Annotated in this window: 16 protein-coding genes; 12 read left to right on the forward strand and 4 right to left on the reverse strand. The window is 47.3% G+C overall.

Going from position 1 to position 15,776, the window contains the following annotated elements; translation table 11 throughout:
• Positions 1-31 precede the first annotated feature (31 nt).
• The 3 genes from OCV96_RS04740 (at position 32) to OCV96_RS04750 (ending at position 2,539) form a co-directional block, all read left to right on the forward strand.
• Positions 32-763, forward strand: coding sequence for a hypothetical protein (locus OCV96_RS04740; protein WP_262593673.1), 732 nt, complete (start codon positions 32-34; stop codon positions 761-763).
• A 204-nt stretch (positions 764-967) separates the two neighbouring features.
• Positions 968-1,285, forward strand: a complete 318-nt coding sequence (locus tag OCV96_RS04745) for a helix-turn-helix domain-containing protein (protein WP_022154457.1) — start codon at positions 968-970, stop codon at positions 1,283-1,285.
• A gap of 3 nt (positions 1,286-1,288) precedes the next feature.
• Entirely contained in the window at positions 1,289-2,539 is a 1,251-nt protein-coding gene (locus OCV96_RS04750; RefSeq protein WP_262593674.1) for a type II toxin-antitoxin system HipA family toxin, read from the forward strand.
• A 232-nt stretch (positions 2,540-2,771) separates the two neighbouring features.
• Here the strand turns inward: OCV96_RS04750 and OCV96_RS04755 are convergent, their stop codons facing one another.
• Positions 2,772-3,257, reverse strand: coding sequence for a TspO/MBR family protein (locus OCV96_RS04755; protein ID WP_227733450.1), 486 nt, complete (start codon positions 3,255-3,257; stop codon positions 2,772-2,774).
• A gap of 225 nt (positions 3,258-3,482) precedes the next feature.
• On the opposite strand from OCV96_RS04755, the gene OCV96_RS04760 reads away from it, so the two are divergent.
• Positions 3,483-4,835, forward strand: a complete 1,353-nt coding sequence (locus tag OCV96_RS04760) for an MATE family efflux transporter (protein ID WP_227063342.1) — start codon at positions 3,483-3,485, stop codon at positions 4,833-4,835.
• Positions 4,836-4,936: 101 nt separating this feature from the next.
• Here OCV96_RS04760 and OCV96_RS04765 read toward each other — a convergent pair whose 3' ends face one another.
• Positions 4,937-5,302: a metal-dependent transcriptional regulator gene (locus OCV96_RS04765; RefSeq protein WP_022154453.1), complete on the reverse strand. Its 366-nt coding sequence runs from the start codon at positions 5,300-5,302 to the stop codon at positions 4,937-4,939.
• A gap of 308 nt (positions 5,303-5,610) precedes the next feature.
• Between OCV96_RS04765 and OCV96_RS04770 the strand changes: the two genes are divergently transcribed.
• The 6 genes from OCV96_RS04770 (at position 5,611) to OCV96_RS04795 (ending at position 10,049) form a co-directional block, all read left to right on the forward strand.
• A complete protein-coding gene (locus OCV96_RS04770; protein ID WP_118669447.1) occupies positions 5,611-5,823 on the forward strand; it encodes a FeoA family protein in 213 nt (70 codons plus the stop codon).
• 38 nt (positions 5,824-5,861) lie between these two features.
• Positions 5,862-6,083: a FeoA family protein gene (locus tag OCV96_RS04775; protein WP_022154451.1), complete on the forward strand. Its 222-nt coding sequence runs from the start codon at positions 5,862-5,864 to the stop codon at positions 6,081-6,083.
• Positions 6,084-6,225: 142 nt separating this feature from the next.
• The gene (locus OCV96_RS04780) at positions 6,226-8,721 is read left to right on the forward strand and encodes a FeoB small GTPase domain-containing protein (RefSeq protein ID WP_227733451.1); all 2,496 of its coding nucleotides are present in this window, start codon (positions 6,226-6,228) and stop codon (positions 8,719-8,721) included.
• A 162-nt stretch (positions 8,722-8,883) separates the two neighbouring features.
• On the forward strand, positions 8,884-9,024 hold the full coding sequence (locus OCV96_RS04785; RefSeq protein WP_022154449.1) for a FeoB-associated Cys-rich membrane protein: 141 nt from the start codon (positions 8,884-8,886) through the stop codon (positions 9,022-9,024).
• A 28-nt stretch (positions 9,025-9,052) separates the two neighbouring features.
• Complete coding sequence (locus tag OCV96_RS04790) at positions 9,053-9,472, forward strand: transcriptional repressor (RefSeq protein WP_117466661.1); 420 nt, start codon at positions 9,053-9,055, stop codon at positions 9,470-9,472.
• A gap of 217 nt (positions 9,473-9,689) precedes the next feature.
• A complete protein-coding gene (locus OCV96_RS04795) occupies positions 9,690-10,049 on the forward strand; it encodes a heavy-metal-associated domain-containing protein (protein WP_262593675.1) in 360 nt (119 codons plus the stop codon).
• A 583-nt stretch (positions 10,050-10,632) separates the two neighbouring features.
• Here OCV96_RS04795 and OCV96_RS04800 read toward each other — a convergent pair.
• Positions 10,633-12,024, reverse strand: coding sequence for an alanine/glycine:cation symporter family protein (locus OCV96_RS04800; RefSeq protein WP_262593676.1), 1,392 nt, complete (start codon positions 12,022-12,024; stop codon positions 10,633-10,635).
• A 198-nt stretch (positions 12,025-12,222) separates the two neighbouring features.
• On the opposite strand from OCV96_RS04800, the gene OCV96_RS04805 reads away from it, so the two are divergent.
• Together OCV96_RS04805 and OCV96_RS04810 are read left to right on the forward strand one after the other, a co-directional pair.
• Positions 12,223-14,142, forward strand: coding sequence for a glycoside hydrolase family 2 TIM barrel-domain containing protein (locus OCV96_RS04805; RefSeq protein WP_262593677.1), 1,920 nt, complete (start codon positions 12,223-12,225; stop codon positions 14,140-14,142).
• Positions 14,117-15,058 (forward strand): beta-galactosidase small subunit, encoded by a 942-nt coding sequence (locus OCV96_RS04810; RefSeq protein WP_262593678.1) that lies wholly within the window; start codon positions 14,117-14,119, stop codon positions 15,056-15,058. Before OCV96_RS04805 ends, OCV96_RS04810 begins: the two co-directional genes overlap by 26 nt.
• Here OCV96_RS04810 and OCV96_RS04815 read toward each other — a convergent pair.
• On the reverse strand, positions 15,037-15,774 hold the full coding sequence (locus OCV96_RS04815; protein WP_262593679.1) for an NAD-dependent protein deacylase: 738 nt from the start codon (positions 15,772-15,774) through the stop codon (positions 15,037-15,039). The two genes, OCV96_RS04810 and OCV96_RS04815, sit on opposite strands and share 22 nt — an antisense overlap.
• Positions 15,775-15,776 lie beyond the last annotated feature (2 nt).

Consider the following 15,776-nt stretch of genomic DNA (forward strand, 5'->3'; position numbering starts at 1 on the left):
ATTGCGATGATAATTGGGGGAGGAACAAAAAATGACCAAAAAGCAGAAAGTAGTATTTGCAGTTGTGGCAGCAGTGCTTGCAGTTGTGGCAGCAGTGATTGTGCTGGGGACAGTTTTGTCTTACGTATGCTATCATTTTATTTATGGGACAAGAATCACTTCCCGGGAGGGAGAAGCATACCACAAATTAGAGGGAACGGGAGTATACAGTCCGTTAGCGGTGTTCCCTTCCGCAGATATGGATACCGTTTCACAAGATTTTTATTATCAGACCCGTGATGAAATCTTTGCAGCAACCTGCCAGATCTATTTGGAAAATCAATATACCAGGGAACAGTATGAGGCAGAAACAGAACGTCTGCGTAATTTGGAATTTTCTTATCAGGATCAGACGAATATGCTCTATCAGGATGAAAAAAATTATTGCAGCGTTGCATATGTGGCAATGGCAAATTGGACCGACCGATATGAATATGCCATCACGTTAGACGACAGTAATACCATTATTTATGTCTATTTACAGAACATGGATGCAAAGGACATACATATGCAGGCTGATTACCTTCCGAAATATTTTCAGGATAATAATGCCGGAAAGCATCAGGATACAGACCCTATGACCGCGGATTACAGAAGTTTCTATGCGTTCCGGATAGGAGATCATTATATAGATTGCATGGATTTAGCGGATCAGATTGAAATCGCCGATACCGAGCCGAAGATTCAGGCAGAGGATGTAGCACAGGAAGTTGAATCTAATTAATTTCTACAAAATAATGGGGAGTAGCTAACAGATTGCTGTGCGTAATATTTGACAGTATGTTATTCGTTATAGGATAACGGAGTAATAGGCATACTATATAATATCTCTGTCGGATCCGTGACAGAGATATTTTTCAATAGTGTAAATAAAATTTGACAGAGTAGATATAAATGTTTAATAATATTTACATAAGGAGATGGGATTATGCCGAAAAAAACAATAGTGTTGTTGCCTGAAACAGAAAAAATACTTGAGCAAATGGGACTACAGATAAAGTATGCAAGGCTGCGCAGAAAATTGACGTCGGAATTGGTTGCGGAAAGAGCAGGAATCAGCAGAGCTACTTTAGTATCCATAGAAAAAGGCTCACCTTCTGTGGCAATGGGGTGCTATGCGGCTGTGCTTCATGCATTGAATTATATGGATAAGGATTTACTGCTTGTTGCTAAAGATGATGAATTGGGACGGAAATTACAGGATCTTGATTTGCCTGTAAGAAAGCGCGCACCCAGGAGGGGATAGGGAGTGGATAAAGAAAAAAAGATTTTTGTTTTTGCTGATTTTCAGCCTTATCACGAAGAAATTATAGGTACAATCTATGTTTCGCAGACGAGAGGAAAGGAATTTTACTCTTTTGAGTATGATCAGAAATGGCTGGAAAAGGGAAATATGATATTAGATCCCGATTTACAGATGTATAAGGGAAGGCAATATATTCACGATGATAAGAAGATATTCGGAGTATTTGCCGATTCCTGCCCTGATAGATGGGGACAGCGTCTGATGAAACGCAGAGAGGAATTGCGTGCCAAAAATGCAGGTGAAAAACCTAGAAAGCTTTTAGACAGTGATTATCTTCTGGGAGTGTATGATGAAGCAAGAATGGGCGGATTGCGTTTTAAAACGGAGTTGGAAGGTGAATTCTTGTCCAATGACAGGGAATTTGCAACACCACCGTGGACGTCATTAAGAGAACTCGAACAGGCATCGATTGCGTTTGAAAATGATGAAAAGGGGCTGAATGAGAAATGGTTAAAGCAATTACTTGCTCCCGGATCTTCTTTGGGAGGGGCGAGACCCAAAGCCTCTGTGCTGGCGACGGATGGCTCACTTTGGATTGCCAAATTTCCGTCTAAACATGATGATTTTAATTCCGGGGCATGGGAAATGGTAGTACATGAACTGGCTGTTATGTGTGGACTTAATGTTCCGGAGGCAAAAGCTGAAAAATTTTCCAGATTGGGAACGACATTTCTTGTAAAGCGATTTGACAGAATAGAAAGCCGAAGAATTCACTTTTCTTCAGCAATGACTATGCTTGGTAAAAAGGATGGTGCAAACGCAGCGGACGGAAGTAGTTATCTTGAAATAGTTTCTTTTCTGAAAGCAAACGGAGCAACACCTAAAAAAGATATACAGGAATTGTGGAAGCGTATTGTGTTTAGCATGGCAGTGTCCAATACAGACGATCATTTTAGAAATCATGGATTTATTCTGGAGGAGAAAGGGTGGGTACTTTCTCCGATGTATGATGTGAATCCGGATATTTATGGAGAATTTTTATCACTGAATGTGGACGAAGATAATTCTGCGATAGATTTTGATTTGGCAATAGAGGCAGCGCCATACTATGAGATATCAACAGAACAGGCGAAGAAAAATGTCACAGCCATTAGAAAAACGGTAGCAGATAATTGGCGGTCACTTGCCGGAAAATATGGAATCAGCCGTGGGGAAATCGAAAGAATGTGTCCGGCATTTCAGGGGGATGTATAGATATGTAAACGTCAAGGCTGTTGCGAAATAATTAAGAATCCATGCTGTTAAGTTTATTTGGAGAAAGCTGCACCAGCCTGGTGCAGAAATAGATTACAATCGGCAATGGCAGATCAGCGCATTATGAAATGATTAAATAAACGCACGATAAACGCACGCGCGCGTTTATAAGATAGCCTTTTGCAATCAAATTAAATAAGTGAAACAGTGTTTCGTTTTTTTGAAAACTCTTTCACCGGTTCAGCCACCACACCCCCAGATTCAGATACCCCGCGAACGCCACCCATACCAGATAAGGCAGCATCAGCCATGCGGCAGGCTTCGAGATGCGGTAAAAGGCAACGGTAGTGGCGATGATCAGGATCCACAGAGCGACCAGCCACAAAAAGGCGAAAAGATACCATCCCAGGTTGAAGAACCAGATGGACCAGAAAAAATTAAAGATAAGCTGTACAGCATACAGGGTGAGGGCTTTCGTGTCCTCACCTTTTTGCATGACAACGAGATAAGAGGCGATTCCCATGAGGACGAACAGGATACTCCACACCACCGGGAAGAGCCACATAGGCGGTGTCAGGGGAGGCTGATTCACTGTTTCAAAGGCTTTCATGCCGTCCATGGTGATCCAGGCGGAGAGTCCACCTGCCGCCAGAGGGATGGCAACGGCAGTGATGAGGTTTTTCCAGTGAATATTGTGAAATTTGTCGGAGAATTGCATGGGAGCCTCCTTTGAAAATACGATTTTGCATGTGTCAATATCCGTGTATTTCTGATTAGTATTGTATGAAAATGAGATAAAAATTATGTGTCTAGCTATAAAATGAGGACAAAAATTTGGGACTATCGGCAAACGGAGGTTTTGGTGTATGATTAAGAGTATAATAAAGCATTATGACTATCAGAAACAGGAAATATCCAAGAAAAGGTAATAGGTAACATAGCTATGAGCACAGAACAAACACAGGGTTCCCTGACAAAAGAAGCAATCCGGCTGGCGTGGCCGGCGGTCTGTGAATCCTTTTTTATCGCACTGGCGGGTATGGTGGATACTTTTATGGTGAGTACGCTCGGGGCCAATGCGGTGGCAGCAGTAGGGCTGACTACACAGCCGAAGTTCCTGGGGCTGGCACTGTTCATCGCAGCGAATGTAGCAATCTCCGCCCTGGTGGCGAGACGATTTGGAGAGAAGAGGCAGCAGGCGGCCAACGAGATTCTGGTGATGACGATCTGCTTTTGCATTGTGGCAGCGGTGATCATCAGTGCACTGACGGTGGGATTCGCGGATCAGATTATTGAATTCTGCGGATCGAGTGAGGACACGCATGCCATGGCGGCGAGATACTACCGGATCATCATGGGTGGCATGATCTTCAACGTATTGTCCATGGGAATCAATGCGGCACAGCGCGGCGCGGGCAATACGATGATCGCCCTTAGGACGAATCTGATCTCCAATCTGGTGAATATCTGCGGCAATTACCTGCTGATCAACGGCCATTTCGGATTCCCGGCACTGGGGATCACCGGAGCCGCCATTGCCACGGTATTCGGTACGGTAGTGGCATGCGTGATGAGCATCGTCTCAATCTGTCCGAAAGACGGATTTATCAGTATTCCGTACATGATCGAGCATCACATCAGACTGCGATTAGAACCGCTGTTGGAGATTATCAAAGTCGGCTATTCCGTGTTTATTGAGCAGGTATTGATGCGTATCGGTTTTATGTCTACCGCTATGATGGCTGCGAAAATGGGTACGGAAGCCATGGCGGCACATCAGGTAGGCATGAATATCCTCGGTCTGACGTTTTCATTCGGTGACGGTATGCAGGTAGCGGCGGTGGCGTTGATCGGCCGGAGTCTGGGCGAACGTGACCCGGAGAAAGCGAAAAGCTATGGAGCTATCTGTAGACGTATCGGTATGGGAATCTCTGTTGCACTGGCGGTTATCTATTTCTTCGGAGGGGAGACCATTTACCGGATGTTCTTTAGAGAAGAAAATATTATTACGTACGGCGTGAATATTATTCATTGCATTTGTATCATTGTCCTGTTCCAGGTGTCTCAGGTCATCTACATGGGATGCCTGCGCGGCGCGGGAGATACCGCATACACGGCAGTAGCTTCTACGATCAGCGTTACTTTGATCCGTACGGCGGCATCCTATATTTTCGGGTTTACTCTGGGACTGGGAATGACCGGTATCTGGATGGGTATTCTGGCGGATCAGGTATCCAGATTCCTGTTTGCGTCGATTCGGTTCCGACAGGGAAAATGGGTGACAATTAAGATTTAATGAGCGCAGGTAATGAGCTTATGATAATAACAAAACTCCCGGAGCAATATCGCACCGGGAGTTCTTGCTTTCAAATAACATGCAATGATTCACTGTGAGTTCTATTTCGTCTTCAATGTCTTTTTCATAGCAGTGAAAGTCTCTGCACTGATCACATGCTCGATCCGGCAGGCATCCTCAGCAGCAACGGTGGGATCCACACCGATGGAAGTCAGCCAGTCCGTAAGAAATGTGTGACGTTCATAGATTTTCTCTGCAATTTCCCGCCCCTTATCCAGCAGGGTGATGTAGCCTTCCTTGTCCATTTCAATATATTCCCCATTGCGGAGATTCTTCATAGCTACGCTGACGCTGGGCTTGGACACACCCAGATCGTTGGCAATATCAATGGAACGGACCACACCGTTCTTTTTCTTCAGCACTAAGATCGTTTCCAGATAATTCTCAGCAGATTCCTGTATTTTCATGTAATGACCATACCCTTCCCATACATAGCATTTTGAACCGAAATACCTGCTCTACATGTGGAAACTTAACCATCCGCAGGCATTACAATAAGAATAGCAGAAAAGGGTAGGAAATGCAAGATTTCAACTTAATGAGAAAAAATATCAATAAGAAATTCCTACGAGATTTCTATGAAAAAAATCGAAAAAATATATTGACAGTAAAAAAAGGTTAGTATATACTAACCACGTGAATTGAGAATGAATCTCATTAAGAGCTAATGAGAAACCACAAGCAGTTCAATACTATTGAAGGGAAGGAAGTGTGTATGATGCCCCTGAGTATGGTAGGTGCCGGTGAAGAGAACACGATCCAGAGGATCGGCGGCAAAGAGGAGACGAGGAAGTTTTTAGAGACCCTCGGATTTGTAGTAGGTGGTAAAGTGACAGTTGTGTCCCAGACCGAAGGCAACCTGATTGTGAATATCAAGGAATCAAGAGTAGCCATCGGCAAGGATATGGCCAATAAAATCATGGTGTAGCGGGCAGCTGTACCAAAAGATGCTAATAGGAGGAGAAAATGAAGACATTGAAGGAAGTTCCCTGCGGACAGACCGTAAAGGTGACTAAACTGAATGGTGAAGGTCCTGTCAAGAGACGTATCATGGACATGGGCATTACCAAAGGTGTTGAGATCTATGTGAGAAAGGTTGCTCCTTTGGGAGATCCCGTGGAAGTAACTGTCAGAGGCTATGAGCTGTCTCTTCGTAAGGCAGACGCTGAGATGATTTGCGTTGAGTAAATGATCTTTTTTTTAGCAGGAAGGTTAGCTGAAACTAATTAGTGAAAGCTAATCACATGAGCAAAAAGGAAGCTCTGAAAGAGCGTTTTGCGAATGGGGTCTGAATAGTTATTAAATGATTTTAGAGGAAAGAGGTAGAAAAATGGCAATTAAGATTGCACTTGCAGGTAACCCTAACTGCGGTAAAACGACACTTTTCAATGCTCTGACCGGTTCCAACCAGTTCGTAGGTAACTGGCCCGGCGTAACCGTTGAGAAAAAGGAAGGTAAATTAAAGAAGCAGTACGGTGGTAACGGTGATGACGTGATCATCATGGACTTACCCGGTATTTATTCCCTGTCTCCGTATACTCTGGAGGAAGTGGTAGCACGTAACTACCTGATCGGTGAGAGACCCGATGCAATCCTGAACCTGGTAGACGGTACCAACATCGAGCGTAACTTATATCTGAGCACACAGCTGATGGAACTGGGTATTCCCGTTGTCATGGCTGTCAACATGATCGATATCGTGAACAAGAACGGCGACAAGATCAACGTAGGCAAGCTTTCTGAGAAGCTGGGCTGCCCCGTTGTTGAGATCTCCGCTTTGAAACTGACCGGTATCGAGAATGCTACCAGGAAGGCGATCGAACTGGCACAGAAGAAGAGTGCAGCAGCTGCGGTACATAAATTCGCGCCTGAGGTTGAGAGCGTGATCGAGACCGTAGAGAAGAAACTGACCGATGTTCCCGAGGAACAGAAGAGATTCTTCGCTATCAAGCTGTTAGAGAAGGATGACAAGATCCCCGCACAGATGAAGAGTGTTCCCGATGTATCCGCAGAGATCAAGCAGTTGGAAGCTGCTATGGATGATGACACAGAGAGTATCATCACCAACGAGAGATACACATACATCTCCTCTATTATCAAAGAGTGTTACACCAAGAAGGAAGGCCAGAAGTTAACGACTTCCGATAAGATCGATAAAATCGTGACCAACAGATGGCTGGCACTGCCGATCTTCGCAGTGGTTATGTTCATCGTATATTATGTATCTGTAACTACCGTTGGTACCTGGGCTACCGACTGGGCAAACGATGGCGTATTCGGTGATGGCTGGCATCTGTTCACCATCGGAACCGGTGCTTATGAAGAAGCAGCCGAGCCGTATGATGATGCAATGAATGTGATCAACGCATTCGTAGAAGCTGACGGTGATGAAGCTCTGGCAGCAGTCATCGACAGCGAGTCTGAAGACTATGATCCCGCAGCAGCAGTAGCAGCTGTTCAGGAGTTCGCAGCAGGCATCGATGCATCCGCTACCGCAGATTACACCCTGGAAGATGAAGAGACTCTGGCAACAGAGGATGTTACTTACACCGGTGCTGAGCTGACAGAGGCAGTTGATGTATACGCAGCAGACGGCGCAGAAGCTCCCGATCCCGCAGACTACGGTATCTGGGTACCCGGCGTACCTGCACTGTTAGAGAGCGGTCTGGATGCGATCGGATGTGCTGACTGGCTGAAAGGACTGATTCTTGACGGTATTGTAGCCGGTGTCGGTGCAGTGCTTGGTTTCGTACCTCAGATGCTGGTACTGTTCATCTTCCTGGCATTCCTGGAGTCCTGTGGTTATATGGCACGTATCGCCTTTATCATGGACCGTATCTTCCGTAAGTTCGGTCTGTCCGGTAAATCCTTCATTCCTATGCTGATCGGTTCCGGATGTGGTGTTCCCGGTATCATGGCTTCCCGTACCATCGAGAACGACAGAGACCGTAAGATGACGATTATGACTACCACATTTATTCCTTGTGGTGCTAAGCTTCCTTTCATCGCCATGGTAGCAGGTGCTATCTTCGGCGGCGCAGCATGGGTTGCTCCTTCCGCATACTTCCTGGGAATCGCAGCAATCATCTGCTCCGGTATTATCCTGAAGAAGACCAAGATCTTCGAGGGCGATCCCGCTCCTTTCGTTATGGAGCTTCCCGCTTACCACTGGCCTACCGTTGGTACGGTACTGCGCAGCATGTGGGAGCGTGGCTGGTCCTTCATCAAGAAGGCAGGTACCATCATCCTGCTTTCCACCATCGTTGTATGGTTTACTACTTACTTCGGATTCACCGAGGAAGGCTTCCGTATGCTGGCTGAGGATGAGATCGATATGAGTATCCTGGGCAAGATCGGTCAGTGTCTGGCATGGATCTTCATCCCTCAGGGCTTCGGTAACTGGCAGGCAACCGTTGCATCCATCACCGGTCTGGTAGCAAAGGAGAACATCGTAGGTACTATGGGTATCCTCTACAGCGCAGGCGAGGGTTCCGTATATGCTAACATGGCAGCTACCTTCACTGTAGCAAGCGGCTATGCATTCCTGGCATTCAACCTGCTGTGCGCACCTTGCTTCGCAGCTATGGGTGCGATCAAGCGTGAGATGAACAATACCAGATGGTTCTGGATCGCTATCGGATATCAGTGCGGTCTGGCATATGTGGTATCCCTGTGTGTATATCAGATCGGTACGCTGATCACCACCGGTGCTTTCGGTATCGGCACTGTAGTAGCATTCCTTCTGATCATCGGCTTCATTTATCTGCTCTTCCGTCCTTACAAGGAGAGCACCACTCTGAAGGTTGACACCGAGAAGGTTGCTTAAGTAAAATAAATGATAGAACTTTCCCACAGGTGTCCGGCGTGACTGCTTGCAGGCAAAGCCAGATACCTGTGAGGGAAGTAAACAGATAGAAACGTAACATTACTTGCGGATCTTCGATAAGAGGATCCGCAGGATTTCAAAATAAGAGTAAGGAGGCAGTCTATGGGAACCGTAGTTGTATTGGCGATACTGGCCGGTGTAGTCGCATTGATTGTCCGCAAAATGATAAAAGACAAAAAGAATGGAAAATCCATTCAGTGCGGTGGCGATTGCAGCCACTGTGGAGGTCATTGTGGACACTAAGGAACAGGTAAGCTATCAGACCACGAAAATGCAGAGAGAGATCATATTGACCAAGCTGAAAGAAAAAGGCTGCCGTATTACGAAGCAGCGACTTCGGCTGATTGATATTATCCTCCAGAATGAATGCTCCAGCTGTAAGGAAATCTTCTACCGGGCATTGGAAGAGGATGACAAGCTGGGAGTTGCAACCGTATACCGCATGGTCAATCTCCTGGAGGAGATCGGTGCCATCAGCCGCAAGAACATGTATAAGGTAGCTTACTCTGAAAATTGTATGATGGAAAATGCCTGTACCATTGAGCTGGATGACGGTTCGATACATCATCTTTCAGCAAAAAAATGGAATTCCGTGATCCGGGCGGGACTCAAGTCCTGCGGATACCTCGTAGACCAGAGGGTGAGTAACGTGACGATCAGGCCGTGTGAGTGTGCGGAACAGGTATGCTAGAAATTAGAAATAAGTAAAAAACCGGTGTGGGGCAGGAGGTCTGGATGGACAGAGCTGTTTCCTACATCGGTTTTGTTTATATGGGTGGCAGGATAATACTAATCTGCATGAAATTTTGACAGATATTGCAGCAAAAAGGAAGCCTCGTGGAGGTAATTTTGCGAATGGGGTTCTGAATAGTTATTTTTTGAAAGAAAACAATAAGGAGAGTGAAAAAATGGGAACATATATGATATGTGGAATATTGATCATAGTGATCGTGGCAGCATTACTGGGATCCAGAAAGCACTTCAAGGGAGAAGGCGGATGCTGTGGCGGAGGCGGAGATGTGAAGATCAAGCCGAAGCACTTAGACACTATCGTAGCGACCAAAAAGCTTCATATTGAAGGAATGTCCTGTGTGAACTGCCAGAATCGCATTGAGAATGCCCTCAATGGCATGGCCCAGGTCAATGCTAAGGCAAGCTTTAAGAAAGGCGAGGCGGTCGTAAAACTCGGCGCAGATGTTCCCGAAGAGGAACTGTGCGAGGCTGTGGAAAAGCTGGGATATAAAGTTACTTCTATTGAATTGATGTAAATTGAGAGTTAGTAAAGAAATGCTATCAAATCCCCGTAGCCCTTGGCAGGGTATAAGAAACGCGGCACGCTCGTACTTTAGTACGATGCGCTCCTGTCGCAGAGCGTAGCGGTACATAAGCGGTCACAATACGACCGCAATGCGTCCCTTGGGACGCTATGGTACCGACGTCTGCTTACGGCACTGCTTATTCTTATACCCAGCCGGGGCTACTGGTTTTTGAAAGCTTTCCAAAACGCAGAACTCCCGGAGTATGCGGTGCCATGTCGAAGATGTTTGTCGGAGGATGTTGATATTTTCTAGAAAAGTGCTGAAAGACAGGGGGAAAGCGGACACGATGTCCGCGTCAGCCGATTGTCGACATGGATGTCGACTGTAGGCGGCCCCGTCATGACGAGAACCACTCATCACTTTTCGTAGAAAATTCACATCTGGAGACCTTACATCGAGACATGTGTATCGCATGCTCCGGGAGTTCGTGGATTTTGCCAATGTATTTCACTAACTTTCAATTCACTGTCATTATCGAACGAAAGAACTACATCATTTATTCAATGATCATAACGCAAATCCCATTCAGATATTATCCGTTCTCTTTTGCGAAATATTCCTTTGTCATTTTCACTACGACGCCGGACAGTAGGAACACAGCGATCAGGTTGGGGATGACCATGAGTCCGTTGAAGGTCTCGGCGATGCTCCACATCAGTCCGAGGTTCATTGTCGCGCCCACGATAGCTGTAAGGGAATACAGTACCATGAAAGGCATGTTGGAACGGGAACCAAAGAGGAATTCGATACATCTGGTACCGTACAGTCCCCAGCCAATGATGGTGGAGAAAGCGAAGCAGCACATCGCCACAGCGGTAAAGATCGATATCCAGCTGCCGTAGACAGTGGTGAATCCGCTGATGGTCAGTTCCGCACCGGCAGCTTCGCCGTAATTCACAGGCACGCCACTGCACAGGATGACCAGAGCTGTCATGGTGCAGATGATGATCGTGTCCACAAATACCTCAAAGATGCCGAAGAAACCCTGCTTTACCGGCTTCTTCGTATCGGCACAGGCATGGGCGATGGATCCGGTACCAAGACCGGCTTCATTGGAAAAGATACCGCGGGATACGCCCTTTTTCATGCTCATGAAGAAGCTTCCGACCACACCGCCGGTGACAGAGGCAGGATGGAAAGCACCTTCGATAATAGAAGCAAATACAGCAGGCACAGACTTAATATGGAAAATGATCACACCCAGTGCCAGCACGATATACATGATCGCCATGAAAGGAACCAGCTTGGAGGTAACATTGCCGATCCGCTTGATACCGCCGATCAGGATCAGGGCAATGATGATCGCCAGTGCCACGCCGATGATCAGGTTGACAAGCTTCACAGCATCTGCAGGCAGTGCATTAAAGCTGCTCAGAGCAGAATCAATGGCAGTAGTGATAGTGTTGACCTGTGTAGCATTACCGGTACCGAATACGGCCAGCACACCGAAAGCGGCGAACAAATACGCCAGGAAGTGCCATTTTTTATCCAGTCCGTTCTTAATATAATACATGGGACCGCCTACCAGGTCGCCCTGTGCATTGGTCTCGCGGAAGTGTACAGCAAGTGTTACTTCGGCAAACTTGGTGCACATGCCGAGCAGTGCAGATACCCACATCCAGAATACCGCACCGGGGCCGCCGATAGCGATAGCACCTGCCACACCGGCTACGTTACCCGTGCCTACCGTAGCGGCGAGAGCAGTACATACCGCTTGAAAAGGTGTCAGGGCTCCATCGGAGGCTTCCTTTTTCTTCATCATACGTCCCAGTGTCACCTTCATGGCGTAGGGAAACTTGCGGATCTGCAGGAAACGCGTCCGGATACTTAAATACAGACCGACGCCGATGATACAGATCATGGCGGGAACACCCCAGATGAAATTGTTAACAACACTGTTGACTGCTTCAATTGTGGATAACATAAACAGAATCTCCTATCATTTGTGGATATAAGGCAAATACTTTTACAGATTAACATATTTTCACATATGCTGCCACAAAAATCTTGATTTCCGGGCAGTGTATCATGGAATCTGTTTTTCCGAAGAGATAAATATTTGTTGCATGGAAGAAAATTCACAATTATTATAATAGAAAAGGGATAAATAAGGAGGACCAAAATGGAAGCAGATATCAGATGGCTGGACGATCCGAAGGTGTTCCGGGTTGGTCAGCTGCCAGCCCACAGTGATCATCCGATCTATCAGGATACGGAAGAAGCGGCAGAGGGCAGAAGCTCCCTGGTACAGTCTCTGGACGGAAACTGGGAGTTCGCCTATTCGGTGAATGCGAAGAGCCGTCCGGTGGATTTCTACCGGGAAAATGCTGACAGTGCGCAGTTCGATACGATCCGTGTGCCAGGACATATTGAACTGGCAGGTTATGACCAAATTCATTATATCAACACCATGTATCCCTGGGAGGGCAAAATTTACCGCCGCCCGGCTTACACGCTGGGAAAAGGATTGGCAGAAGGTGCTTTCAGCGAGGCAGAGTATAATCCCGTAGGTTCTTACCGGAAGCGTTTTCATCTGGCAGAAGGTCTGCGGGGAAAGAGAGTCATTATCTGTTTTGAAGGTGTGGAGCAGGCCATGTATGTCTGGCTGAATGGCCGTTTCGTGGGATATGCGGAAGACAGTTTTACTCCTTCGGAATTCGATCTGACACCATATATTAAGGAAAAAGATAACCTGCTGGCGGTGGAAGTGCACAAGCGCAGTACGGCGGCATTTCTCGAAGACCAGGATTTCTTCCGCTTTTTCGGAATCTTCCGCAGTGTAAAGCTTTATGCAAAGCCCAGCTGGCATGTGGAAGATCTCTGGGCAAAGCCTAATTATAGCGTACAGGATGCAATGGGCACTTTAGATCTGACGGTAAAAGTATCTGCCGCAGATGCGGGACAGCGCTCGGGCAAAATGCAGATCCGTCTGTCGGATCCTGCGGGGAAAGCGTTGCTTACGCGAACCGAGTTTTTACAGCCCCAGGCGGAGCAGGCTCTGCATCTTAAGGAAGAACTGGCAGAGAAAGTAACACCCTGGAGTCATGAGAATCCTTATCTGTATCAGTTGGAGATCACGCTGACAGACAGTGAGGGTGAAGTGACGGAAGTGGTGCCTTATAAGATCGGCTTCCGGGATTTTATTTTGGATTCTACGGATAGAGTGATGAAACTGAACGGCGAGCGGCTGGTGATCTGTGGAGTGAACCGCCATGAGTGGAATGCAGCTTCCGGACGGTGTATTTCCCTGGAAGACATGAAATGGGATATTGCCTGCTTTAAACGCAACAATATCAATGCCGTCCGTACCTGTCATTATCCGGATCGCATGGAATGGTACACATTGTGCGATGAAGCCGGTATTTACATGATGGCGGAGACGAATCTGGAGAGTCACGGCTCCTGGCAGAAGATGGGAGCTGTGGAACCTTCCTGGAATGTGCCCGGTTCCCTGCCGGAGTGGAAGGAAGCGGTAGTGGATCGCGCCAGAACGAATTTTGAATGTTATAAGAACCATCCGTCAATCCTGTTCTGGTCCCTGGGAAATGAATCTTATGCCGAGGATGATATCGCTGCGATGCAGCAGTTCTTCAAGGAAAAAGACGACTTGCGTCTGGTGCACTATGAGGGCGTTTTCCATAACAAGGCATATGAGGATGTGATTTCCGATATGGAGAGCCGGATGTATGCATATCCGCAGGAGATTATAGATTATCTGGAAAACGACCCGAAAAAGCCGTATCTGTTGTGCGAATATATGCATGACATGGGCAATTCTCTGGGCGGAATGAAGTCCTATATGGAATTATTGGACCGCTTTGAAATGTATCAGGGCGGATTTATCTGGGATTATATTGACCAGGCGCTTTGGGTGGAAGATGAAGTCACAGGACGGAGAGTACTGCGCTACGGAGGAGATTTTGATGACAGACCCAGTGATTATGAATTCTCGGGAAATGGAATCTTATTCGCAGACCGTAGTGAAAAACCGGCAATGCAGGAGGTGAGATATTATTATGGCACTCAGAATCGTAATCGGTGATGTGACTATCGGTATACATGGACAGGATTTTTCCTATATTTTCTCCGTGGGCTCCGGAGGCATGGAGTCTTTATATAAGGATGGCAAAGAGTGGCTGTACAGGTCTCCCCGACCGGCTTTCTGGCGCGCGGTCACGGACAATGACAGAGGGTGTGGATTCGCATTCCGCAGTGCGGTATGGTCCGCGGCGGATCGTTTTGTACGCTGCAGCCGGGTAGAGGCCCGGATGGATGGAGAGGAGATTGCCATCCCGCTGGCACCGGCGAATAATAAATACACTGGAAGAGAGACCTGTGACAGATTCGAGATCATCTATACGTATGAGACACCGACGGTTCCGGCGACGGAGGTGACAGTGACTTATACGGTGGAAACGGACGGCAGAATCCATGTGCAGGCAGATTATTGTGGAAAACAGGGTCTGCCGGAGCTTCCGGTATTCGGAATGCGGTTCCTGATGCCCACCGCAGCGGAGAGGTATACCTATGAAGGATTGTCCGGAGAGACCTATCCGGACCGTATGGCAGGAGGAATTCCCGGTGTGTATGAAGTACAGGGCCTGCCGGTGACACCTTATATGGTGCCTCAGGACTGTGGGATGCATATGCAGACCAAATGGCTGGAGATCGTCAGGAAGACTTCCCTGGATAATACAGACCGTGGAGAAAGAAGCAGCCGTTTAAAAATAACCGCGGAGGAGGGAAAACACTTCGCATTTTCCTGCCTGCCTTATACGGCACAGGAACTGGAAAATGCCATGCACCACGAAGAACTACCTCCTGCCCGCAGGACGGTGGTATCCATCCTGGGAGCAGTGAGGGGCGTGGGTGGTATCAACAGCTGGGGCGCTGATGTGGAAGATGCTTATCATATCAGCGGAGAACAGGATATCTCTTACGGATTCTGGATCGAGTGAAATACTTCCCCGATCGGTCCCTGAATCAGGAGATCTGCGTGGCTGTCTCTGGGGGTCGCACTTTTGTTGATGACCACCAGCTTATCACCCTGAAAATAATCAATTAACCCGGCTGCGGGATAGACAGCCAGAGAAGTGCCGCCGATGATCAGGACATCTGCTTCGTGGATGTATCTGACGGCGGCATTTAACGTCTTCTCATCCAGTCCCTCTTCGTACAGAACCACATCCGGCTTGATGATACCACCGCATTTTTCACAGCGGGGAATACCGGTGCTGTTTAAGATAGCATCCAGACCGTAGAACTGATGGCATTTTTCACAGTAATTGCGAAGCACGGAGCCGTGAAGCTCCAGGACAGTCCTGCTTCCGGCAGCCTGATGCAGTCCGTCGATATTCTGGGTGATCACGGCCCGGACTTTCCCGGCAGCTTCCAGTTCTGCCAGTTTTTTATGGGCGGCATTGGGCTGTGCATTGGGGAAAAGCATCTTATTCCGGTAAAAACGGAAGAATTCCTCCGTGTGGGAACGATAAAAGGTGTGACTTAAAATCGTCTCCGGCGGGTAATCGTACTGTTGGTGATACAGTCCGTCCACGCTTCGGAAATCCGGGATTCCACTCTCGGTGGAGACACCGGCACCACCGAAAAATACGATATTGCCGTAGGTATCAATGATCTTTTGCAATTCCTGAATCTGTTTGTTCAAATTTTCCATAA

The sequence above is a fragment of the Waltera acetigignens genome, from assembly GCF_025567015.1.
In the GTDB taxonomy this organism is placed as follows: domain Bacteria; phylum Bacillota; class Clostridia; order Lachnospirales; family Lachnospiraceae; genus Acetatifactor; species Acetatifactor acetigignens.